Genomic DNA, 22,929 nt, shown 5'->3' on the forward strand with positions numbered 1-22,929 from the left:
CAAAAATATGCATAGAGATATGATGTCTGTAAGTAATCAAATTGAATGAGATTTTAGAAAATTAACCGAACACCTGCTGAAGCATCAAGGCATGAAGCTGATCACTCATTCTTCATGCCCTGATCACTTAAATAAGGTCTAAAACAACTTACCAATTACGCGATAAGATATAGTAGTCCCATCTACTACTTCTTCATAGTAAACATCATCAGGCGAAACGAAATATTTTTCATCTTTAATGGTTACTTCCCGGCAACCTTCAGGTAATTGAGTCACAATTTCGCCAATCTGGTGTGCATTTACCGGTCCGTCTGCTGTATTTAATACCCCATCTTTTCCAGCCACTAAATAAACAGTTTCACCGTTTTTATTTTGTCCCTGAGTATAATAAACGCCTTTGTATTCATAATAATCTACCCCGTTAATAGTCACTAAATTTGCCTCCTGCGGAATACTTGGCACCTCTGCACCAACCGGCGGAACAACTACTTCATATTGATTATTATTTTGTTGATAAAATAAGCCTCCAGAGTAATAAAATTGATTTGCGCCATAATAAAACGGATAATACCCATAAGGCAAAACCCCTATTCTAATCCCCAGAAATGGCCTGTAGAAATTATGATAGCTATAATATGGACGTCCGAAGCCTGAACGGTAGCCAAAACCAGATCTATAATAACTTCCGCCCCTATAACCCTGACGGTTGTAATGATATCCAGGTCGCTCCGATCTGATCCCTGACCGGACTATCCCTTGTGAATATCCGCCCCGGTTCGGCGATTGAAAAACCCTGTTGTTTGAAGGCGAACGATAACTTGAGCCACCCCTTGAGGCAACTGAACCCGATCTGCCACCGCCCCCGGAATAACTACCACCTCTGCCGGGTCTTTGAGCAGAAACAATTTCTACATTTAAAGTAGCTATCAATGCTGTTGCAGCAAAGAGAACCAGACCCTTATTGAATAACCTTTTCATTTTGTGTGTTTTTAGTTAACCATATGACGATAAAAAGCTTTAAAAGATTGTCGGTCAGAAAGATTTAACTAAATTTTGATATAATAATGACTATTTATAACGCAATCACTAACAAACCTTTTACCATATGTTTATCAAAATGATCGCTCATTCGCTTATCTTTAAATTTTATTCCAAAAACTAACTTCAAATGAACTTTTTAAGATTTTTCAGCCTCCTATTTTGTCTGTTTATCACGAATAGCGTATTGGCTCAGGAAAGCGATTCTGCTTACGTGAGGCAAAATTACACTAAAATAGAGCGCCAGATTCCGATGCGCGATGGAATCAAACTTTTTACTTCCATCTACATTCCCAAAAACCAAACTAAAAAATTCCCTTTTTTACTCAACAGAACTCCTTATACCGTGGCGCCTTACGGAGAGGATAAATATAAATTAAGCCTGGGGAGTTTCCCAGCCCTGATGCGCGAAGGCTTTATTTTTGTTTATCAGGATGTTCGCGGAAAATGGATGAGCGAAGGGACTTTCGAAGACATCCGCCCGCAAACCACCAAAAAGGGCAAAAAGGATATTGATGAAAGCACCGACACTTATGATACTATTGATTGGCTGGTAAAAAATGTGAAAGGCAACAATGGAAACGTCGGAATATCTGGCATTTCATATCCAGGCTTTTATTCTACCGCCTCCTTACCAAATGCACACCCGGCACTAAAGGCTGTTTCGCCGCAGGCGCCAGTTACCGATTGGTATATGGGTGATGATTTTCACCATCGTGGCGTCTTATTTTTAATGGATGCATTTTCTTTTATGGGTAGCTTTGGTGTGCCACGCCCAAAACCCATCACGCCTGATCAGGGTCCGAAAGGATTTAAATTTCCAATCGAAGATAACTACCGTTTTTACCTTGAAGCAGGCTCAGTAAAAAACCTGAAGGATAAATATTTCACAGACAGTATTAAATTCTGGAATGATCTTTCCAAGCATCCAAATCTGGATACTTTCTGGAAAGCCAGATTAATTACGCCTCACTTAAAAAATATAAAACCTGCCGTAATGGTGGTTGGCGGCTTTTTCGATGCGGAAGATGCCTACGGCACATTTGATACCTATAAAGCAATTGAAAAACAAAATCCGGGCGCAAACAATATTTTAGTCGCAGGTCCATGGTTTCACGGGGGCTGGGTACGTAGTGACGGCTCTTCATTCGGGGATATTCCATTCGGAAAAAAAACCAGCATCGACTACCAGCAACAATATGAATTGCCATTCTTTAAACACTATTTAAAAGGCGAGGGTGATTTTAATGCTGCCGAAGCCAACATCTTTGTAACGGGTTCAAACGAATGGAAAAAATTCCAGAGCTGGCCGCCAAAAGATGTGGAAACTAAAAATCTTTATTTGCAGCCTAACGGAAAACTTAGCTTCGAAAAAGTGGGCAGAACAGATAGCTGGGACGAATATGTAAGTGATCCCGATAACCCTGTCCCTTATCAGGACGGAATCCAGGCGAAACGGACCAGAGAATACATGATCGATGATCAGCGTTTTGCTTCCCGCAGGCCAGATGTTAAAGTTTATCAAACTGATGTTTTAACAGAAGATATTACCCTTACCGGCCCTGTGCTGGCCAATCTTGTGGTTTCAACTACTGGTACAGATGCAGATTATGTAGTTAAACTGATCGATGTTTATCCCGAGGATGCACCAAATCCAACACCAAATCCTAAAAACCTGATCATGGGCGGCTATCAAATGTTAGTTCGTGGTGAAATTATGCGTGGCAAATACCGCAACAGTTTTGAAAAACCAGAAGCATTTACGCCTGGTACCATTACCAAAGTGAATTATCCCCTGCCGGATGTGGCACATACCTTTAAAAAAGGACATAAAATGATGATTCAAATTCAAAATTCATGGTTTCCACTGGCCGATCGTAACCCGCAAAAGTTCATGGATATTTATCAGGCAGAACCTGCTGATTTTCAAAAAGCAACCCACAAAATTTATCACGACGTTAAGAACAGTTCATATTTAACCATCTCCGTTTTAAAGTAACTGCATTTGTACAAAGCGATGTAAACTATAATTAGCGAGAACTGTAAATCAGAAACCTAAATAAGAACTTCAGTTATTATAAGTAACAGAACCACCCCCACCCCCTCCTTGAAAATAAGGAGGGGAGCGCCGTTCCAAAGCCTTAAAAACCCGTTCATATAGAACAATAAATTTAATAGCACTATCCAGTTCCCTTCCAATTTAGGAGGAAAACCACTGGAAAAATAAATGATCATAAAAAGTAACGCCTCCCTTCCCTGAAGATAACGAGGGGAGCATCGTTCTAAAGCCCTAAAAGGAAAAGATAAAACGGAACCGTTCATAAAGAAATAGTAAATTTAAAACACTGTCCAGCTCCCCTCCTAATTTAGGAGGGGGAAGGGGGTGGTTAACCACAACAAAATGAAAAAAATAATTATTCTTTTTGCCCTCGCGCTTGGCATCTCCACTGCAAATGCCCAAATGCTTGGAAAAAATCAAATAAATGCCAGTGCCGATAGTTTAAGAGGCACCCTTACCCCTTTACGTACCTGCTACGACATTAATTATTACCATTTAGATGTTAAAATAGATTTAGATCAGCAATCAGTTGCAGGCAGTAATGAATTTGCCTTTACCGCTATACAAGATTTCACTAAACTTCAGTTCGATTTATTTGATAACCTAAAAATAGAAAAGGTAGTGTACCAGGGCCAAAACCTGCCATTTACAAGAGAATACAATGCTGTTTTCGTGACCTTTCCAAAAGCAATAAAAAAAGGAAGCAAAGATAAGTTCACTGTTTTTTATGCTGGCAATCCGGTGGTAGCGAAGAATGCACCATGGGACGGAGGTTTTATATTCAAGAAAGATTCTGCCGGGAACCCTTTCGTTTCTGTAGCCTGCCAGGGGCTTGGTGCCAGTGTTTGGTGGCCCAATAAAGACCATCAAAGCGATGAGGTAGACAGTATGTTAATCAGCATTAGCGTACCTGAAACTTTGCAGGAAATTTCAAACGGCAGACTCAGAAATACCGTTACCAAACCAAATGGATACAAACAATACAACTGGTTTGTAAGTAACCCCATTAATAACTATGATGTAACTTTTTATATTGGAAAATATGCACATTGGCAAGACAGCTACGCCGGCGAGAATGGAAATTTAAGTATCGATTATTGGGCCTTACAGGTAGATAGCGCAAAAGCACGACCACATTGGAATGCTGATGTTAAACCCATGTTAAAATGTTTTGAATACTGGTTTGGCCCCTATCCATGGTACAAAGATGGCTATAAGCTGGTTCAGGCGCCGCATTTGGGCATGGAGCATCAAAGTGCAGTAGCTTATGGCAATAAATTTATGAAAGGCTATCTGGGCAGAGACCTAAGTGGAACCGGCCACGGCCTGAAATGGGATTTTATCACCATCCATGAAAGCGGGCATGAATGGTTTGGCAACAACATTACCTCGAAAGATATTGCAGACATGTGGATTCACGAAGGATTTACCAATTATTCTGAAACCTTATTTACAGAATGTACCGATAGTAAGCAATCAGGAAGCGAATATGTGATCGGAATCAGACAAGGAATAGAGAACGATATCCCGATTATCGGACCGTATGGCGTAAATAAAGAAGGCAGCGGAGATATGTATCCGAAAGGAGCAAACCTGATCCACACCATCCGCCAGTTAATCAATAATGACGAAAAGTTCAGGCAAATTCTTAGGGGACTTAACAAAACTTTTTACCATAAAACAGTTACTACGGCAGAAATTGAAAACTATATCTCCAAACAAAGCGGCTTAAAACTTGATAAGGTTTTTGATCAATATCTCCGCCATGCCAGCATCCCCGTTTTGGCCTACAAAATCAATAATGGCGTTTTATCTTACCGTTGGATCACAGATGTAAAAAACTTTGACATGCCAGTTAGGGTAACCTTAAAAGCTGGCGGTTACACCTTAATCCAACCTAAAAATGAGTGGAAAACAATAAAAATTGATCAGAGCGTAACAGCAGATAATTTTAAAAATGACCCTCAATTTTATATCAAAACCAAAAAAGAATAATTGCCGGATGATCATCTTTTAGAACTAAAATAGTAAAGAAACCCATTGCACCGCTATTGCAATGGTTTTTTTGTTGAATGAAGAAATCTGATTACTTGTGCAACTTTTTAATATTTTAATCGTCTTATAACAAAAGCTCATTCAAATCATTCCCGGGCAAAGCATTAACAAACTAAAAATTCATACTATGAAAAAATTATTCGCCGTTTTATTTGCAACGCTTACGCTAACAACAAGCATTAATGCCATTGCAAAAGATCAGATAAACATTACATCATCAAAATATAACGATGACAGAGACGTAAGCAACTTTAATGGCATTGCCGCCGCTGGCCCGATCAATGTTGTGGTGACCCTGGGAAATAAAGAAAGTTGTCGTTTAGAAGGAGATGCAGAAGCCATTGCATCTATCGTTACAGAAGTAAAAGGAAATATTCTTATTATACGTCCTAAAAATAGTATCACAAGCTGGTCTAAAAAATACGAAGGAAAACAAATTACAGCCTATGTTTCTGCTCATGAGCTTGCCAGTTTAACCATGAGTGGATCTGGAAATATGACTGTAAATGGTAAGATCAGCACCGGTGATTTAACTACAACTTTAAGCGGCTCAGGCAGTATTAAAGCAAATGCCGATGTAGATAATTATAGTGGTGTAATTAGTGGTTCCGGATCATTAAACATCACCGGAAGTACAGACAGAGCAAAAATTGTAGTCAGCAGTTCCGGCTCTTTCGAAGGAAAAAGTTTCTCTTCAAATACCTTATCCACTACGATCAGTGGATCAGGAACGGTTAACATTAAAACGGATCAATCTATTAAAGCTGTAATTAGCGGTTCCGGAAGCGTTAACTATTCTGGTAACGCAACCGTTGATAAAACCATCATCGGTTCAGGAAGAGTGAGAAAAATCTAATTTAAAGCCATAAAGGTGTGTCTTCACACACATTAAAATCTTTTTTTTTGAAAATAAAGACACCTGCAGGAAATTGCGGGTATTTTTGTTGGTCATGATCATAGTAATGCATCCGTAATGTGTCACTTCATTAAATTGAATAATCTAAAATTCATTATCAAAAACTCAAAAATCATTTTTGATTAATGGAATAGGTTTATGATAATGAGCAAAATACAGTGAATTAATCTTGGGAGCTTATATCACTCTAATCCAGAACTTCGTGATGGTGTCGATTTAAATTCTCAGTAATTGAGAGGGTTTGGTAATTAATATGTGAAGTGTAAATTCGCCCTTTATCGACTCACTAATCTTAAAAAGTTAAATTTGATTATTGATCTTTAACTCCATTAAGATACTTGATCCAGAAGTTTATGCCACCTAAAGATAGACAAACCCTCTCATTGCAAAACACGAAAAGTAAGGTAAATATCATCCGGTATAATTCGGACGTAGCCACGAGTAATTCTAAAATTAAATTAGCGCAAAACTTATTTAGTTTTTTACTCGAGGGCAATAAGAGTGTACAATATGCAGGAACAAAGGTAACGATAAACACCAATCAATTTTTCCTTCTTTCTGCTGGCAATTGCTTAATGAGTGAAAAAATCGCTACCCCCGGCGGCCAATACAGAAGTCTTTTATTTTTTTTCGACAATGAATTATTGACAGACTTTTTTATGCGTCATCCTGTGCAAACCAACCCACTGAAGAGCAAACCTAAAGAGGAGCCTTTCGTTGTGTTTGAGAAAGACGCCTTTCTTACCAACTTTGTAGACTCTTTAGGCCTAATATTGGCCTCTGGTCAATCATTATCTAAAGAACTGGAAAGTGTGAAACTTGAAGAATTGCTTATTTATATTTCCGGTTGCTATCCAGAACTTCTTAGAGGGTTTAATGACTATAATTATAGTTCTGATAAGGTTTTTTTAATCCGCCAGGTGATTACAGCCAATATTTATAATGTTATGACTGTGGAAGAGTTGGCATTTCTATGTTCCATGACGCTGTCGACATTTAAACGGAACTTTGCTGAACTTTATGGTACATCACCAAAAAAATGGTTTTTAGAGAAACGAATGCAAAAAGCAGCCCAAATGCTTAGAAAAAGTGACCTCCATTCAAGCGAGATATACCTGGAACTTGGTTATGAAAATTTGTCTAGTTTCATTCAATCATTTAAGCAGATTTACGGAACGACCCCCAAGCAATATCAACTTAATAAGTTGAACGTTTAGCTAAACTTTTTGAACGTTAAGCCCTCCCGTGTGGCCTTTCGTAACTCCTAACTTTGAGTTAAATTCAAAAGAACATGACAACATTATTAACACGCACAGAAAACAGTAATGAGGGCCTTAAAGGCTATTTTGTAGAATTAGCCGATTTTACCAACTGGGCAGACAATCGTGCTATTGACTGGCTTACTCAAATCACTGATGAACAATGGACCCAAGCTTCTATCAGCAGTTTTGGAAGCATCAGGGACACCGCTGTACATATTGTCAGCGCAAAAAAAATATGGATAGACTTCTGGACAGATGTTCAGGATCCCGCATACCTTTCGTCAGAATTTAAGGGGACCAGAGAAGATCTGATAGACATTTGGAAGACAATTTCTGCTGAGCTCAGATCTTTCATCGAAAATTATCCTTTAGAGAATTATGCAAATGAGATAAATGTAAAGAAACCAAATGGAGAAATGAGCAAAATGGTATTTAGAAAAACATTTCCACATATGATTAATCATTCTACATACCATCGGGGGCAACTGGTAACTCAATTACGTCAGTCAGGCTTTTCGAGTTTATCAAATACTGACCTTTTTACGTACTATAGCACCTAATCATACTTAAAAAATAAAAGCTTAATCATTGGACAACTATATTAAATGAAATCCCAGGAATGAGGTTTTCTGAATATGGCATAAAAAATTCTTGTTTTGATAAATCGATGCATAGTGGGCAAATAAATCAGTAAAAGTGCCAATCAAAAGGCTCGTTTTACGATAATCGACCAATTTTTTGCATTAAATTATCAAGATGAGTTCAACGCCACTAAATTAGATTTATACTTACCCTAAAAGCTTAACGATATGCTCACAGAAATACTAAAATCACTTTTCAGCCGAGACCTTAACAAACTTAAAACCGAAATTGAAACCTATAAGGATGAATCTAAAATTTGGCTGGTTGAGCCAAACATTTCGAATGCTGCAGGTAACCTTTGCCTTCACTTAATCGGAAACCTCAATACGTATATCGGCGCAACATTAGGCCGCACCAATTATGTCAGAAACCGCGAACTTGAATTTTCTTTAAAAAATATTCCGCAAAAAGAGCTTATTAAACAAATTGAAGAGACAATAACTGTGGTTAACGAAACATTAAGCAGCATAACGCAGGAAGAAATTGAAGCCGAATATCCAGTATTGGTTTTAGCAGAAAAAACTTCAACAGCGTTTTTTCTCATTCACCTGACCACGCATCTTGCTTACCATTTAGGTCAGATTAATTACCACCGAAGATTGTTAGATCATGCATAAGGCTATGATTCGAAGCACGGAGCATTAGCAATTTGTACTACAGATGCAGCGTTGTCAACTTTGATAGCCTATTAATATGAAAGTTGACAACGCTAATTTAAGGGGTCGTCCTGAGTTTAGCGTCACCCTGAATTTATTTCAGGGCCCATTTTGAAGATGCTGAATCAAGTTCAGCAGGACGGATAAACCAAAAATCTTCACAACAATATCCCCCACTTCAATAATCTTTACCCCTCCCTTATTTTTATCAGCACTCTTTTATTTTTTAGCTGCTTTATTTGTATTTATTTAAAAATACTTTGAACTTTTAACTACCCTGTTTTACCTTTTAGCGAGTTAATTTATACTTATTGGCAGTTAGTTTAATATTCTTCAAACTGCAGTTTATATTTTAATAAGAGTGTTTGTACTAATTTAAAAAGTATTTATAGTTTTTCCTTTTGCTATTGTACTTCTTTTAAGATATATTTATCATATCCAATCCTGCATTGCGGTTTTATAACCCACAATACATATTGTCAAATCATCCCTGATAATTGAACATCCTTTTTTATCACTTAAACGGTTAACAATATGTTATTTCTAAACGTACAATTTATTTTTAATGCCAGGGGTATTGAAAGGCCCTCCACCTATCTTATTAAATCAGGCTTCAGTGCACATTCAGCGCATTATATTTTACATGGCAAAACCCGCTCCATCAGATTAGATCATATCGAAAGCCTATGCAAGCTACTCATCTGCGAGCCCAGCGATCTTTTTACCTGGCAGCCAGATCAAAATGAAAACCTTCCGGCATCACAACCCATAACGAAACTTAGAAAACACGAAACACAACAAAGTATCCAAAACCTCATTACCGATATTCCTTTAAAACAAATCAAAGAAATTGCAGCGGTAATTCAGGAAAAGAAAGAAGAACCAATTACCCCTAAAACAAAAAATGAGGCTTAAGCCTCATTTTATATATTTTTAAAACTGAACACCAACAACCGTCAGGTTTTCAATGTAATTAATTTTCTGACTGGCTTTATCATATTCATCCCAGCCGGTGGTATGAATGGTTTTCAAATTTGTTGTACCAACTTTCGTTGTATTTTGAAGATAAACATTTTTCCAGACATAAAATTTCAAGCCCACTTTAGCAGATACGCCATAGCCTGCAACATTCCAATGGTTGTTTCTGCCAAGGCCAAATAAACGAACATCAGAACGGGGAACAACCAGCCCTCCACCTAATCCGGTTTCTAAAGTAAGGGATGTATTTCCTCCTGGTGCCACCCAAATATCGTCGTAACGTTCCAATTCAACATTGGCATAATTAAAGCCATCTGTATGTTCAAACGTTAACATACTTTCTTTCACATTAATACTTTCGCCGTTATAAGTTCCGGCTAAAGAACCTGTGGGCGCATTTTCTGGCGTAATATTGGCGCCAATTGTACCTGTAATGGCTACCGTTTGCGGAATATCCATCACATATTTCATATGATCCCAGCCAATGGAAATGCTATAATTATCTTTTATAAAATAACCTACACGAATATTGTATTGCGGAACGGTAATTAAACCTGGATTTAAATAATCCCAGCTTAATTTCGATTGCCTGTCGTGAGCCACCACATCGTGTAACTTAAAATCATAATTAGGCCCGGTAAACCTGATGTCGCTCTTTCCATACCAGGAATGGTTATATCCCCAATGAAAGTAGAAATCGCCCTTACGGGAAAAATTTCTTTTATGTTCAGGATTAAAAATGCTTTTTGAAGTAGGAGTATTTGAATTTGTTGAGTTTTGATGCTCTTGTGCCTGCATCCGCTTCGCAAATAAGAGGGACAAAACCAATATTAAGTATTTCTTCACGCCGCAAATTGAGTGAAAACCATTGTGAAATACAATAATTTCGGATGATCAACCAACCCACTAACTGAAAAATGACTTTAAGACATTAAAACCTGATTAAAAACGAGTGTAAAGTGCCAGTTGTACGATATTATTATTGGTATGATTGCTAACATTTTTTATCGCCTGATTCATATAACCTGCCTCAATATCCACTTTTTTAGAAAAGCGATATCCGGCAGCCACATAAAGTCTGTTTTGATCAAAAACGCTATTATTTAACTGGTCTTTGTTTTGGAAATTCAAAAATACTTCATTTTGTAAAGCCACGAAAGTACCCTTTGTAAAAGATGATTCTATTTTCTTTAAAGGCTGAATCAACCTAAAAAAATAGCGAAACCGCTGGGCAAATACATCTTCATTCGCTCTTCCGATAAAACGCTGTTCTACCCTAACCCGATGACTGACAAAAATCGATTTCAGTTTATGATTGAAGATATATTGCTCAAAAATACGGTGTTCATGTAAAAACGTATCAGGCGCATCTACCAGCTGATTTTGTGTAGTTTGCCACAAATACCCCAGGGCAACATTGCTTTTATTATTTATAAAATATTGAAGCGCCGGGCGAACCAATGTATTTCTTACATGGCCCCAATCATCAGCAGAACGCACCTGCAAATCGAATTGCAATCCCCACTTCGCGTTAAATTTTGTATTATTTAAAAACATAAACCAACCAGAATTTTGGTGTTGTGTTTGTGCATATAGCTTCCCCGGCAAAAAGGAAAGCAAAAGAAAAGTTAAGAAAATGTTTTTCATAAAGCTATCAAATGTGTGTTTCTACCTACGTAACGATTAAACTGGATAAATTGTGTAAAGCTAAGTAGTTTACATTAAATTAATTTTAGCAAATTTTTAACCGCATTAAGATTGATGATATTGCTTTATTTGAATTTCATTTAACGTTACGCAATTAAAAATTTATCTTCGTTGAAGATTTGGACTTCAGAATTATATTATTTTCTGAAATTTGTCCATACGCTAAGCATTACAAAACGTAAAATAAGAACAAAATGATTATTGAACCGAGAATGAGGGGCTTTATTTGTTTAACTGCACATCCAGATGGATGCGCACAAAACGTAAAGAATCAAATTGAATATGTAAAATCTAAAGGTGCAATTAACGGCCCTAAAAAAGTATTGGTAATTGGTGCATCTACCGGTTTTGGCCTGGCATCACGCATTACCGCCGCTTTTGGTTCTGACGCATCAACTATTGGTGTGTTCTTTGAAAAAGCACCTTCTGCAGGCAAAACAGCATCTCCAGGCTGGTACAATACGGCAGCATTCGAAAAAGAAGCACATGCAGCTGGCTTATATGCAAAGAGTATTAATGGTGATGCATTCTCAAAAGAAATTAAACAAATTACGCTAGATTTAATCAAAGCAGATTTAGGTCAGGTTGATTTAGTGATCTATAGCCTGGCATCTCCGGTAAGAAAACATCCTGATACTGAAGTTTTGCATCGTTCTACTTTAAAACCAATAGGCGGCACGTATACCAACAAAACAGTAGATTTCCATACCGGAAACGTAACCGATATTTCTATTGAGCCTGCAACTGATGAAGATATCGAAAATACCGTTGCAGTAATGGGTGGCGAAGACTGGACCATGTGGATTGATGCCTTAAAAGCAGAAAACCTATTGGCTGAAGGCGCAACAACCGTTGCTTATTCTTACATAGGCCCTGCCTTAACAGAACCGGTTTACCGTAAAGGAACAATAGGAAGAGCTAAAGATGATCTGGAAGCTACAGCGTTCAAAATTGGTGATAAGCTGAAAGACATTAATGGAAGAGCTTTTGTTTCTGTAAATAAAGCTTTAGTAACCCAGGCCAGTTCAGCAATTCCGGTGATTCCGCTTTACATTTCATTACTGTATAAAATTATGAAAGAAGAAGGCATTCACGAAGGAACGATTGAGCAAATTCAACGTTTGTATGCGGATAGGTTGTATACAGGTGGCGAAATCCCTGTTGATGAGAAAGGAAGAATCAGAATTGATGATTGGGAAATGCGTGAAGACGTTCAGGCAAAAGTAGCTAAACTTTGGGAAGAGGCTACAACTGAAACTTTACCGGCTATTGGAGACTTACCAGGTTACCGTGCAGATTTCTTAAGCCTTTTTGGCTTTGAAGTTGATCAGGTTGATTATCAAAAAGATACGAACGAAGTAGTTGAAATCGAAGGATTGGCAAACTAAACATCTTTTTTATTGTTGTTTTGTTTCAACCCTGTACCAGAGAAATGTGGTTACAACGGATGAAATAACAACAAAAAAAATATAGCATAAACAAAATTAACGGCTGGCCTTAAAACCAGCCGTTTTTAATAACACATTAGATGAGTTTTGACCTTCAACCTTCGTTTAAAAGCGATTTAATTAAAATTGTTCCATTAAAGGAAAGTGATTTTGAAAACCTCTATGCCGTAGCTTCTGATCCCTTAATTTGGGAACAACATCCAAATCCAGACCGTTATAAGCAGGAGGTATTTCAAACCTTTTTTCAGGGAGCGATAGCATCAGGAGGAGCTTTTATTGTTTATGATCAGGCTACAGGCGATGTGGTTGGGAGTTCAAGATATTATGAATGGGATGAAGAAGCCAATTCAATTGCAATTGGTTATACTTTCATTGCCAGGCGATTTTGGGGTAAGGGCTTTAATGGCACAATGAAAAAACTGATGGTTGATTATGCCTTCCGGTTTGTAGACCAAGTAATTCTGCACATTGGTGCGACAAATTTTCGCTCCCAAAGGGCAATAGAAAAACTAGGTGCAGTAAAAATAGCAGAGATTGAAGTTGCCTATTACGGCGAACCGGAAAAATGGAACTTCGTTTACCAGATAGATAAAAATACCTGGAAAAATTGGTAACTTGTCTTCTAAGTGGGGGATGAATTGCCAATACCAAATATTGAATAGCAAATAGTTATCTGTTTACAGCTTATCCGAATAAAATCGTATTTCTGATTTAGTATTCTTATATTTGTATAAATCTCGATTCCACTCACCTTTCTAAAAACAAAAACAATTATATATATATGGCTAAATCTCAGGCAACATACAGTAAAAAAGAGAACGAAAAAAAACGATTAAAAAAACAAAAAGACAAACAAGAAAAAAAAGAAGAGCGTCAATCTAATGCAAAAAAAGGTTTAGCGCTTGAAGAAATGTTTGCATACGTTGATGAGAATGGTAACATTTCGTCTACTCCACCAGATCCTAAAAAGAAGAAAGTATTCAACATTGAGGATGTACAAATTGGTATAACAAGACAAGAAGACATTATTGATGAAAACCCGGTTAAAAAAGGAACAGTAACTTTCTTTAACGAGAGTAAAGGTTACGGTTTCATTAAAAACACCGAAACTCAAGACAGTATTTTCGTACACGCAAATGGCTTAGTTACTCAAATTAAAGAGGGTGATAAAGTTTCTTTCGAAGTAGAAATGGGTCAAAAAGGTCCAACGGCTGTTAAAGTATCAAAAGTTTAATCGCTGTTCAGCTCTTAAATTGCTGTTCTCTAAAACAGCAATAGCATAAAAATCTGCAGAAAAGTTCTGCTGCGCCAGGTTTTATAAACATTTATATTTCCGTCTATTTAAGCATAAAACCTAGCGCATTTTTTCTTTTCGTAAAGCATCTCGATTTATAATCTGTTAAAACGAAGTTTATTTCTTTGCAAATTGCTTTTTGGAAATAATATTGCTCTATTTTTTTCAAAGTCTTCTATTATTAAACCTTGTATTTTGAAGGCTTTCCAAACGCTTGTAAGCTAGAGTAATGCATTTCAATAGCATAGCATTTCGAATGATGTTTGATGCTGCAAGCGTAATAATCGCCCCAGTTTTTTAAAATATATCTTAATCGCGGTGTGGAATTTGCTTTGAACTTACATCATTACAGCACACACAAAGAAAAACAGCATATGAAAAAGTTAATTGCAGTTGCACTCGTTGCATTTTTAGGCTTATCTACAGCCATGGCTCAACAAACAGATTTACGTAGAAAAATTAGTGTTAGTGGTACGGCAGAAACGGAAGTTACTCCAGACATTATCTACATCGGCATTTCACTTAAAGAGTATTTAAACGGCAAGAAAAAAGTTGAGATTACCGAACTTGAAAAACAACTCTATGCAGCTGTACAGAAAGCAGGAATTTTAAAAGAGAATTTAACCATCAGCAATTTAAGCAGCTGGAACGACCAGACATCAAAAAAGAAAAATCCTGATTTCCTGGCGAGCAAGCAATATAGGTTAAAAGTAAGTGATTTAAATAAATTCAATTCCATTCTGGAAGATTTGGATGCTAAAGGTATTGCTAATACCAATATCGAAAGCTATGACTATTCAAAGATTGAAAGCTTAAAAAAAGACTTAAAGATTAAGGCATTATTATCTGCAAAAGAAAAAGCAAACTACATGGTAGAAGCGCTAAATGGAAAATTAAGTTCCGTATTAGAAATTCAGGATGGTGGCGACAATATTATACAACCTGTTTATAGAAATCTTATGATGAAATCTGCAATGTCAGAATCTGCAGATGTTGCACCAGAAATAGATTTCAAAAAAATTAAGTTAAACTTCACTGTCAATGTGATTTTCGAAATTAAATAGCCGGTTTTAAATTTTAATAACAGCATTTTAAACCTACCAGAACATTTTGGTAGGTTTTTTGTTAGGTAGACATCGAACACTAAAAAAATTAAAATTATGAAAAAATTTATTTACACCTTAGCCCTTATTTTCTCTTTAGGTATTAGTTTCAATTCAGTACAAGCTGCTGATAAACCGGCAAAAAACCCTACTGAATTAACTACTGAGCAGACGCTTCAGTTAGAGAAAATCAAAACCCGTGTGGAAGAAATCAGAGACATGGATAAATCTAATCTGACTAGAACAGAGCGCAAAGCTTTACGTAGCGAATTAAGAGAATTGAAAGGTCAGGCACGTGCCGTTTCTGGTGGTGTTTATCTTTCAGTTGGAGCAATTATCATCATCATCTTATTATTGATTTTGATTTTATAATCGAAATCAAAAAATACATCTATCTATAAAAACAAAAAGCTTTGCATCACTGCAAAGCTTTTTTTATGCGCTATATTTTTTTCGGCATTGCGGATACGAAGCCATTAAACGCTTCGGCCTGCTAACGCAAATGGTTAATCAATGGTATCAAAACCAGTATATTTCACTAATGCTTCCGGTATTTTAATTCCGTTCTCTGTTTGATAATTCTCTAAGATTGAAGCTACAATCCGCGGTAAAGCTAAAGCACTTCCATTCAGGGAATGGGCAAATTGAGACTTACCTTCCTTACCTTTAAACCGTAATTTTAAACGATTGGCTTGATACGTTTCAAAATTAGATACAGATGATACCTCTAACCATCTTCCCTGTGCGCCACTCCAAACTTCCATATCATAAGTCATGGCAGAAGTAAAGCCCATGTCGCCACCACATAATAACAACACACGGTAATGTAACCCAAGCTTTTGCAACAAAGATTGAACATAAGCACTCATCTCCTCAAGTGTTTGATAAGATTGATCAGGATGTGTGATTTGTACCAATTCTACCTTATCAAATTGGTGTAACCGATTTAACCCACGAACGTGCGCACCATATGAACCTGCTTCTCTACGGAAACAAGGGGTATATGCCGTATTTTTAATTGGCAAATCTTCTTCTTTAAGCATCACATCGCGGTACAAATTGGTAACCGGAACTTCAGCCGTAGGAATCAGGTACAAATCATCTACTGTTGAGTGGTACATCTGTCCTTCTTTATCTGGTAACTGGCCTGTTCCAAATCCGGATGCAGCATTCACCAAATGCGGCACTTGCACCTCATTATACCCGGCTTCAATCGCCTGATCCAGAAAGAAATTAATCAAAGCTCTTTGCAACCTTGCACCTTTTCCTTTATAAACCGGAAAACCTGCACCGGTTATCTTTACACCTAATTCGAAATCGATGATATCATATTTTGCAGCCAGTTCCCAATGTGGTAAAGCATTAGGAATCAACTCCGCAGGCGATCCATGCGTATAAACTGTCAAGTTTTCTTCTGGTGTGGCACCAACCGGAACCTGATCATGCGGTAAGTTAGGTAACTGAACCAGTAAATTAAACTGAGCGGTTTCCAGTTCAGTTAACTGCTCGCCCATGTTTTTAATATTCTCTTTATGAGAGGCACTTTGAGCCTTAATCGCCTCGGCTTCTTCTTTCCTGCCCGTACGCATCAAATCGCCAATTTGCTTGGCTGCTGCATTTGCCTCCGCCGAAATTGCATCTAAAGAAGTTTGAGTGGAACGACGCTCTTCATCAATTTTAATGATTTGATCTACCAACTCTGGTTGTTTAAAGTTACGTACACTTAAACGTTCTAAAACTTTCTCTCTATTTTCGCGGATATAGTTAACTTGCAGCATTATTTAATTTTTTCACAAAGATAGAAAGAGTTTTCAGTTTTCAGTTTGTAGTTTTCAATCTTGATACTTGATACTTGATACTTGACTATGAGCGGCAAACTTTTCCTCGTACCCACACCGATCGGGAATTTAGAAGACATGACCTTTAGGGCCATTCGGATTTTAAAAGAATGTGATTTGATTCTGGCGGAAGATACCCGAACCAGTGCGCCCATGCTGAAGCACTTCGGGATTGATAAACGCGTTTTTTCCCATCACCAGCACAATGAACATAAGGCCACTTCGGAGATTATTAAATTCTTACATGAAGGGCAAAAAATTGCTTTAATATCTGATGCCGGAACCCCTGCAATATCTGATCCCGGTTTTTTCTTAGTAAGAGAGGCAATTAAAAATGATATCGCCGTAGAATGTTTACCTGGCGCAACCGCTTTTGTACCTGCGCTGGTGAACTCTGGCTTACCAGCCGATGCTTTTACTTTTGAAGGTTTTCTTCCGGTAAAAAAAGGCCGCCAAACAAAGTTTAAAAAACTGGCCGAAGAAGAACGAACCATCATCCTATATGAGAGTCCGCACCGTTTATTAAAAACGCTCGAAGAATTTGCACAATATTTAGGCGAAGACAGGCAAGCATCGGTAAGCAGGGAGTTAACCAAGATGTTCGAAGAAACTGTTCGCGGAACATTGGTGGAAATAAAATCACACTTTGAAAACAATACCTTAAAGGGAGAATTTGTAATTTGCATAGCGGGAAAACCGGCAACAAAGAGTAAAAACAAATACAGTGATGAAGATTAACATTTAAATTAACAACAATCAATTTTAAAAGCATTATGATTAGCATAGATAGATTTCTTAGTGATGAACAAGATCCAAAAGCAGTAGAAAAGGTAATTGGTAAATTAAATGACCTTTTAACCACTGGAGAAGAAATTCTTTACCTGGCGGTACAGAAAAAACCTGCAGTAAACTTACTTCCGGATAGTATTGCTGTAACCAATAAACGTATTTTTTATTGCGAGCCCGGTAATTTAGGCTTAACCATGAATTTTAAAGATATTTCCTTAAAGAACATTAAAGAGGTTTCATTTAAAGAGGAGTTGTTTGGTTCTAAATTTATTTGCGTTCCACAAACCGGGGAAAATATCGTTACTGAGTTCATTCCAAAAACACAAGCCAGGAAACTCTATCAGGCTGCAAATGAACAACTAGAAACGCATAAAGCATTATTAAAAGAAAAGCAAGATGAAGAAAATAAAGCTGCCGCAGCAGCAAGTTATGTTGCACCGCAATCTTTTGCCGAAATGGAGCCTGTAGAAACTCCTGAAATTAAGGAACCAGAACCTATTCAGATTGCCGAAGTAATAGAAGAACCAGAAGATGAAACCACTTTAAAATTGCGCAAACTAAAAACTTTGTATGATAAACACCTGATTACACAGGAAGAGTACGAAGCTAAAAAAGCAAATATTTTAGATAGCTTATAAACTAAGTCTCCACGCTGTGATCTTGATCTTGTCGAACGTATTTACCACATAAAGGCATTCAACAAGCTCAGGATCACATTATGCCGAACCTGGCCATACTATGAACAATAAACAAACTTACCTGCTCGCCTTAGCGAGTGCGTTTCTACTTTGGCTGGCCTGGCCGCCCATCCCTTTCACTACCCCATTATTACTTGTTGCCCTGGTTCCGCTATTTATAGCATTAGAGAAGATTTCTAACAGCGACCTTAAGAAGCAAGGCAAACGGATTTTCCTAACCGCTGGTTTAACTTTTCTAATCTGGAATTCGGCATCTATCTATTGGGTATATAATGCCATTAGCGCTTACAATGGCCCAATCGTAGCCATCCCGGTTTCCCTTATTCCATTTGGCTTAGGTGCTTTATTAATGACTTTTGCCTTTTGGTTATATTATCGCCTGGGAAAATATGTAAACAAAAAGATGGCCTATCTCGGACTCCTCTCTTTCTACATTGCATTGGAATACCTGCAACAAACCTGGGACCTGGCTTTCCCCTGGATGACGCTTGGAAATGGATTAGCAGGAATGCACCAGTTGGCGCAATGGTATGACTATACCGGAATCTACGGCGGTTCACTTTGGATCTTAGTCAGTAACATTCTTGCTTTCGAAGCGTATAAAAAATACAAATCGCAAACAGGATATTTAAAATTTAGAACAGCAGGCACCTGGGCTTTAGTCGTGATCATTCCGATTATAATTTCATTAACAAAATATTTTACTGCAACTCAAAAAGGAACGCCAAGTAATGTAGTGGTGGTACAACCTAATATCAATCCTTATTTAAAGTTAACAGAGATTACGCCAGCTCAGCAAATTAATATCCTGACTCATTTATCAGATTCTATTGCGCAACCCAACACAGAATATATTATTTGGCCCGAAACAGCAATTCCAAACTATGCTGATGAAGCACAAATTCGCAATAGTCCGGATTTCATTACCCTTCAAAATTTCTTAAGCAAATACAAAAACGGCACCTTAATTACCGGGATAGAAAGTGTAAAGATGTATGCAGACAAAAAAACCATCACCAGCAAGTATAATGAACAACAGGGCTTTTACTATGATAATTTTAATTCTGCCATGCAGGTAGAAAACTCGCCGAATGTTCAGTTTTACCATAAATCGAAATTGGTACCGGGTGTAGAAAAAATGCCTTTTCCTAAAGTGTTTTCCTTTCTGGATGGTGTTTTTGCGCAATTAGGCGGAACTGTTGGTGGCTGGGGCTGGCAAGATAAGCCCAGTGTACTTTATGCACAAAGCGGAATTGGCGTAGCGCCAGTAGTATGTTACGAAAGTTTGTGGGGAGATTGGGTTGGCCAGCAGGTTAAAGAGGGTGCGCAATTTATTGCCATTATCACCAACGATGGCTGGTGGGGCAACACATCTGGCAAGGATCAACATCAGATGTATGCCAAACTGAGGGCAATAGAAACCCGCAGGGATATTGCAAGATCGGCCAATACAGGTATTTCTTGTTTCATTAATCAACGTGGAGATGTAACGCAAAGCACCAAATGGTGGACCCGAACAGCGCTTAAAGGTGATATAAATCTCAATGATGAAATTACATTTTATGTGAAAAGTGGCGACATTATCGCAAAGCTGTTGAGCTTATCAGCCATTTTAATGGCTTTGATTATACCCTACAAAAAGTGGATCAATAAACGCAAACCGAATGCAACAAATTAAAAACCTTCGCTGGTCTGTATTGATTTTCTTGCTCACACTTAACTTTGGTTGTGATCAGATCTCGAAAAACATTGTTCGCAGTAAAATCAGCGATTATGAGCACATCAGCATTATTAAAGATAGATTCACACTTACTAAAGTAGAAAACAGCGGTGCCTTTCTAAGCCTCGGTGATCAAATGCCTTATATTTTCAGGCTGCTGATCTTAAATGCGCTACCGGCACTATTTCTAGGCTATGGCTTATATTATCTTTTCAGCAAACCCGACCTCGCCTTAAGTATGCAAATTGCACTGTGCTTTTTAATTGGTGGAGGTGTTGGCAATTTATATGATAGAATTCTGCATGGTTCGGTAACCGACTTTATGCATATGGACTTGTATATTTTTCAGACCGGTGTATTTAACTTTGCCGATATTTCTATCATGATTGGCATTGGAATGCTGTTTATTCAGTCGTTCTATAATAAAGCACGCTCCTCAGAACATAAAATTGAAGAATCGGCATAAAACTGAACAATAAAATGATCTAATTATCATATGGATTTTAGTCGTTGTAAAAAACATTAAATTATCTTTATTGTAAATTAAACAAAAATTCAAACCATGAAAAGAAATGCAACAGCCGTTTGGCAAGGTTCTATCAAAGAAGGTGCTGGCAACATTACCACACAAAGTACAACTTTAAACAATACGCAATATTCATTTAATTCCAGATTTGCTGAAGGTGTTGGTACAAATCCAGAAGAATTAATTGCTGCAGCGCACGCAGGTTGTTTTACGATGAAACTATCTGCAAATCTTACAGAAGCGGGTTTTACAGCCGATAAGCTAGAAACAAAATGTGAGATCAATTTAGATCCTTCAAAAGGAGAAATTGTAGAATCACATTTAACCTTAACCGCAACAGTACCCGGTTTATCTCAGGAGAAATTCGATGAATTGGTAGCTGATGCAGAAAAAAACTGCCCGATTTCTAAATTGCTTAATACGTCCATTACAGTAAGCGCAACATTAGCCTAAACATAAAGATCATGCATATTAAGTAAACCTTAATATGCATGATCTTCTAACTTCCTTCCCCTATATTACCATTAATCCATCGGCAACATCCCGAATTAAATCAGGTATTTACCTACAATAGGCATTCTTCTTCCCATACCAAAAGCTTTTGGAGAAACCCTTAAAATTGGTGGCGTTTGATAGCGTTTAAACTCGGCAATATTTACCAGTTTTAATACCCGTTGCACCAAAGCTTCATCAAAACCTTTAGCGATGATAGATTTTGAACCTTGCTTTTCTTCAATATGGTGATAGAGAATTTTATCTAAAACCTCGTAATCCGGCAACGAATCAGAATCTTTTTGATCTGGTCTGAGTTCTGCAGATGGAGGTTTAACAATGGTATTAACCGGGATTAACTCGCGATCCTTATTAATGTATTTTGCCAGTTCAAAAACCTGCGTTTTGTAAACATCGCCAATTACGCCAATGGCACCACACATATCTCCATATAATGTACCATAACCTACGGCACATTCGCTTTTATTGGAAGTATTAAGTAGAATATAGCCGAATTTGTTACTCATAGCCATCACAATGGTACCCCGTGTTCTGGCTTGAATATTTTCTTCTGTTAAATTGAACGGCAAGCCCTTAAATGCAGGAGCCAGCACCGCATCAAATGCCTGCGCTACTTCTTTAATTGGAATAATTTCTTGCATACAGCCAAAGTTATTCACCAAATCTATGGCATCCTGTACAGAGTGATCAGAAGAAAATTTTGAAGGCATTAATACCGCCATCACATTTTCTGCTCCTAAAGCGCTACAGGCTAAAGCACAAACCACAGCAGAATCAATCCCGCCAGATAAGCCCAAAACTGCTTTACTAAATCCAGATTTTCTAAAATAATCCTTAATTCCCAAAACCAACGCATCATGAATTTGCTCAATATCGGTTAAACGCTCAGATTTGGGATATTTATTGCGAACATTTTCAATTTCAGATAAATCAAAAACCTGAAGATCTTCTTCAAAATATTTCATCTCCGCTTTCATCTCGCCATCGGCATCAAAAACCAAAGAACCACCATCAAAGATAATTTCAGTTTGTGCACCTACCTGATTAACATAGAAAACCGGTAAATGGTATTTTTTAGCATTGTCTGATAACACTTTAATCCGTGCATCATCATGGGTATAAGAAAATGGCGATGCTGCAATATTAATCATCACATCTGGCTCCTCCTTAATCAACTCATCCATCGGATTAGAGACATATAATGGATTATCATTGATGTTCCAGAGATCTTCACAAATGGTTAAAGCAATTTTCTTTCCCTTAAATTCGATGCAACCGAACTCAGTTGCCGGTTCAAAATAGCGGTATTCATCAAAAACATCATAAGTCGGAAGTAAAGCTTTTTTAGCAATCGCTTTCACGTTTCCGTTTTCTATAAAATACGCAGCATTATACAAATCTTTACCTTGAAGGATATCATTCTTGATGGGCAAACCAACGATACAAGCAATCTCCCGGCAATGTCGGGCAATCTCCTGGGCTGCTTCTTCACACAAAGAAATAAACTCATCAAATTCCAGAAAATCCCTCGGTGGGTAACCGCAAATGGCAAGCTCAGCGAATACCACTAAATCAGCACCTTTATCTCTGGCCAGTTCAATGTGATCGATTATTTTTTTGGTATTTGCTTCAAAATTTCCAATGTGATAATTAAGTTGTGCTAATGCTATTTTCATATTTACAGAAC

The 22,929-nt window shown here is 37.5% G+C and carries 22 protein-coding genes; 17 read left to right on the forward strand and 5 right to left on the reverse strand.

The window, feature by feature from the left end; translation table 11 throughout:
• Positions 1-138: 138 nt before the first annotated feature.
• Entirely contained in the window at positions 139-978 is an 840-nt protein-coding gene (locus GJU39_RS03030) for a DUF6515 family protein (protein WP_154279212.1), read from the reverse strand.
• Positions 979-1,168: 190 nt separating this feature from the next.
• Between GJU39_RS03030 and GJU39_RS03035 the strand changes: the two genes are divergently transcribed.
• The 7 genes from GJU39_RS03035 (at position 1,169) to GJU39_RS03065 (ending at position 9,543) form a co-directional block, all read left to right on the forward strand.
• Positions 1,169-3,037, forward strand: a complete 1,869-nt coding sequence (locus GJU39_RS03035; RefSeq protein WP_154279213.1) for a CocE/NonD family hydrolase — start codon at positions 1,169-1,171, stop codon at positions 3,035-3,037.
• 402 nt (positions 3,038-3,439) lie between these two features.
• Positions 3,440-5,092 (forward strand): M1 family metallopeptidase, encoded by a 1,653-nt coding sequence (locus tag GJU39_RS03040; protein WP_154279214.1) that lies wholly within the window; start codon positions 3,440-3,442, stop codon positions 5,090-5,092.
• A gap of 187 nt (positions 5,093-5,279) precedes the next feature.
• The gene (locus GJU39_RS03045; RefSeq protein ID WP_154279215.1) at positions 5,280-6,008 is read left to right on the forward strand and encodes a head GIN domain-containing protein; all 729 of its coding nucleotides are present in this window, start codon (positions 5,280-5,282) and stop codon (positions 6,006-6,008) included.
• Positions 6,009-6,421: 413 nt separating this feature from the next.
• Positions 6,422-7,285, forward strand: coding sequence for an AraC family transcriptional regulator (locus tag GJU39_RS03050; protein ID WP_154279216.1), 864 nt, complete (start codon positions 6,422-6,424; stop codon positions 7,283-7,285).
• A gap of 74 nt (positions 7,286-7,359) precedes the next feature.
• Entirely contained in the window at positions 7,360-7,890 is a 531-nt protein-coding gene (locus GJU39_RS03055) for a DinB family protein (RefSeq protein WP_154279217.1), read from the forward strand.
• Between the two features lie 249 nt (positions 7,891-8,139).
• Entirely contained in the window at positions 8,140-8,589 is a 450-nt protein-coding gene (locus GJU39_RS03060; RefSeq protein ID WP_154279218.1) for a DUF1572 family protein, read from the forward strand.
• Between the two features lie 573 nt (positions 8,590-9,162).
• Entirely contained in the window at positions 9,163-9,543 is a 381-nt protein-coding gene (locus tag GJU39_RS03065) for a helix-turn-helix domain-containing protein (RefSeq protein ID WP_154279219.1), read from the forward strand.
• 18 nt (positions 9,544-9,561) lie between these two features.
• Here GJU39_RS03065 and GJU39_RS03070 read toward each other — a convergent pair whose 3' ends face one another.
• A complete protein-coding gene (locus GJU39_RS03070; protein WP_245227668.1) occupies positions 9,562-10,428 on the reverse strand; it encodes a hypothetical protein in 867 nt (288 codons plus the stop codon).
• A gap of 120 nt (positions 10,429-10,548) precedes the next feature.
• Complete coding sequence (locus GJU39_RS03075; protein WP_154279220.1) at positions 10,549-11,253, reverse strand: DUF2490 domain-containing protein; 705 nt, start codon at positions 11,251-11,253, stop codon at positions 10,549-10,551.
• A 254-nt stretch (positions 11,254-11,507) separates the two neighbouring features.
• Here GJU39_RS03075 and fabV point away from each other — a divergent pair, with 254 nt between their 5' ends.
• The 5 genes from fabV (at position 11,508) to GJU39_RS03100 (ending at position 15,530) form a co-directional block, all read left to right on the forward strand.
• Positions 11,508-12,701, forward strand: a complete 1,194-nt coding sequence (gene fabV, locus GJU39_RS03080) for an enoyl-ACP reductase FabV (protein ID WP_154279221.1) — start codon at positions 11,508-11,510, stop codon at positions 12,699-12,701.
• Positions 12,702-12,841: 140 nt separating this feature from the next.
• On the forward strand, positions 12,842-13,375 hold the full coding sequence (locus GJU39_RS03085; protein ID WP_154279222.1) for a GNAT family N-acetyltransferase: 534 nt from the start codon (positions 12,842-12,844) through the stop codon (positions 13,373-13,375).
• A 167-nt stretch (positions 13,376-13,542) separates the two neighbouring features.
• Complete coding sequence (locus tag GJU39_RS03090) at positions 13,543-13,995, forward strand: cold-shock protein (protein ID WP_154279223.1); 453 nt, start codon at positions 13,543-13,545, stop codon at positions 13,993-13,995.
• Between the two features lie 434 nt (positions 13,996-14,429).
• A complete protein-coding gene (locus GJU39_RS03095; RefSeq protein ID WP_154279224.1) occupies positions 14,430-15,119 on the forward strand; it encodes an SIMPL domain-containing protein in 690 nt (229 codons plus the stop codon).
• Between the two features lie 96 nt (positions 15,120-15,215).
• The gene (locus GJU39_RS03100; RefSeq protein ID WP_154279225.1) at positions 15,216-15,530 is read left to right on the forward strand and encodes a hypothetical protein; all 315 of its coding nucleotides are present in this window, start codon (positions 15,216-15,218) and stop codon (positions 15,528-15,530) included.
• 134 nt (positions 15,531-15,664) lie between these two features.
• Here the strand turns inward: GJU39_RS03100 and serS are convergent, their stop codons facing one another.
• The gene (serS, locus tag GJU39_RS03105; RefSeq protein ID WP_154279226.1) at positions 15,665-16,936 is read right to left on the reverse strand and encodes a serine--tRNA ligase; all 1,272 of its coding nucleotides are present in this window, start codon (positions 16,934-16,936) and stop codon (positions 15,665-15,667) included.
• A gap of 87 nt (positions 16,937-17,023) precedes the next feature.
• Between serS and rsmI the strand changes: the two genes are divergently transcribed.
• The 5 genes from rsmI to GJU39_RS03130 all read left to right on the forward strand — a co-directional run bounded on the left by rsmI (position 17,024) and on the right by GJU39_RS03130 (position 21,182).
• Complete coding sequence (rsmI, locus tag GJU39_RS03110) at positions 17,024-17,734, forward strand: 16S rRNA (cytidine(1402)-2'-O)-methyltransferase (protein WP_209437582.1); 711 nt, start codon at positions 17,024-17,026, stop codon at positions 17,732-17,734.
• Between the two features lie 35 nt (positions 17,735-17,769).
• Positions 17,770-18,423 (forward strand): PH domain-containing protein, encoded by a 654-nt coding sequence (locus GJU39_RS03115; RefSeq protein ID WP_154279228.1) that lies wholly within the window; start codon positions 17,770-17,772, stop codon positions 18,421-18,423.
• 100 nt (positions 18,424-18,523) lie between these two features.
• A complete protein-coding gene (gene lnt, locus GJU39_RS03120) occupies positions 18,524-20,161 on the forward strand; it encodes an apolipoprotein N-acyltransferase (RefSeq protein WP_154279229.1) in 1,638 nt (545 codons plus the stop codon).
• Positions 20,148-20,669 carry a signal peptidase II gene (gene lspA / locus GJU39_RS03125; RefSeq protein ID WP_154279230.1) on the forward strand — a complete coding sequence of 174 codons (522 nt, stop codon included), beginning with the start codon at positions 20,148-20,150 and terminating at the stop codon, positions 20,667-20,669. The genes lnt and lspA overlap by 14 nt, the downstream gene beginning before the upstream one ends.
• A 96-nt stretch (positions 20,670-20,765) precedes the next feature.
• Positions 20,766-21,182: an OsmC family protein gene (locus GJU39_RS03130; protein ID WP_154279231.1), complete on the forward strand. Its 417-nt coding sequence runs from the start codon at positions 20,766-20,768 to the stop codon at positions 21,180-21,182.
• Between the two features lie 95 nt (positions 21,183-21,277).
• Here GJU39_RS03130 and GJU39_RS03135 read toward each other — a convergent pair whose 3' ends face one another.
• Positions 21,278-22,918, reverse strand: coding sequence for an NAD+ synthase (locus GJU39_RS03135; protein WP_154279232.1), 1,641 nt, complete (start codon positions 22,916-22,918; stop codon positions 21,278-21,280).
• Between the last annotated feature and the right edge of the window lie 11 nt (positions 22,919-22,929).

This window comes from Pedobacter petrophilus (assembly GCF_009674725.1).
GTDB classification, from domain to species: domain Bacteria; phylum Bacteroidota; class Bacteroidia; order Sphingobacteriales; family Sphingobacteriaceae; genus Pedobacter; species Pedobacter petrophilus.

What these genes read in the sequence shown, in the direction of transcription:
- GJU39_RS03030 (WP_154279212.1), bottom strand. Translation starts at nt 978, where the DNA reads ATGAAAAGGTTATTCAATAAGGGTCTGGTTCTCTTTGCTGCAACAGCA.
- GJU39_RS03035 (WP_154279213.1), top strand. Translation starts at nt 1,169, where the DNA reads ATGAACTTTTTAAGATTTTTCAGCCTCCTATTTTGTCTGTTTATCACG.
- GJU39_RS03040 (WP_154279214.1), top strand. Translation starts at nt 3,440, where the DNA reads ATGAAAAAAATAATTATTCTTTTTGCCCTCGCGCTTGGCATCTCCACT.
- GJU39_RS03045 (WP_154279215.1), top strand. Translation starts at nt 5,280, where the DNA reads ATGAAAAAATTATTCGCCGTTTTATTTGCAACGCTTACGCTAACAACA.
- GJU39_RS03050 (WP_154279216.1), top strand. Translation starts at nt 6,422, where the DNA reads ATGCCACCTAAAGATAGACAAACCCTCTCATTGCAAAACACGAAAAGT.
- GJU39_RS03055 (WP_154279217.1), top strand. Translation starts at nt 7,360, where the DNA reads ATGACAACATTATTAACACGCACAGAAAACAGTAATGAGGGCCTTAAA.
- GJU39_RS03060 (WP_154279218.1), top strand. Translation starts at nt 8,140, where the DNA reads ATGCTCACAGAAATACTAAAATCACTTTTCAGCCGAGACCTTAACAAA.
- GJU39_RS03065 (WP_154279219.1), top strand. Translation starts at nt 9,163, where the DNA reads ATGTTATTTCTAAACGTACAATTTATTTTTAATGCCAGGGGTATTGAA.
- GJU39_RS03075 (WP_154279220.1), bottom strand. Translation starts at nt 11,253, where the DNA reads ATGAAAAACATTTTCTTAACTTTTCTTTTGCTTTCCTTTTTGCCGGGG.
- fabV (WP_154279221.1), top strand. Translation starts at nt 11,508, where the DNA reads ATGATTATTGAACCGAGAATGAGGGGCTTTATTTGTTTAACTGCACAT.
- GJU39_RS03085 (WP_154279222.1), top strand. Translation starts at nt 12,842, where the DNA reads ATGAGTTTTGACCTTCAACCTTCGTTTAAAAGCGATTTAATTAAAATT.
- GJU39_RS03090 (WP_154279223.1), top strand. Translation starts at nt 13,543, where the DNA reads ATGGCTAAATCTCAGGCAACATACAGTAAAAAAGAGAACGAAAAAAAA.
- GJU39_RS03095 (WP_154279224.1), top strand. Translation starts at nt 14,430, where the DNA reads ATGAAAAAGTTAATTGCAGTTGCACTCGTTGCATTTTTAGGCTTATCT.
- GJU39_RS03100 (WP_154279225.1), top strand. Translation starts at nt 15,216, where the DNA reads ATGAAAAAATTTATTTACACCTTAGCCCTTATTTTCTCTTTAGGTATT.
- serS (WP_154279226.1), bottom strand. Translation starts at nt 16,936, where the DNA reads ATGCTGCAAGTTAACTATATCCGCGAAAATAGAGAGAAAGTTTTAGAA.
- rsmI (WP_209437582.1), top strand. Translation starts at nt 17,024, where the DNA reads ATGAGCGGCAAACTTTTCCTCGTACCCACACCGATCGGGAATTTAGAA.
- GJU39_RS03115 (WP_154279228.1), top strand. Translation starts at nt 17,770, where the DNA reads ATGATTAGCATAGATAGATTTCTTAGTGATGAACAAGATCCAAAAGCA.
- lnt (WP_154279229.1), top strand. Translation starts at nt 18,524, where the DNA reads ATGAACAATAAACAAACTTACCTGCTCGCCTTAGCGAGTGCGTTTCTA.
- lspA (WP_154279230.1), top strand. Translation starts at nt 20,148, where the DNA reads ATGCAACAAATTAAAAACCTTCGCTGGTCTGTATTGATTTTCTTGCTC.
- GJU39_RS03130 (WP_154279231.1), top strand. Translation starts at nt 20,766, where the DNA reads ATGAAAAGAAATGCAACAGCCGTTTGGCAAGGTTCTATCAAAGAAGGT.
- GJU39_RS03135 (WP_154279232.1), bottom strand. Translation starts at nt 22,918, where the DNA reads ATGAAAATAGCATTAGCACAACTTAATTATCACATTGGAAATTTTGAA.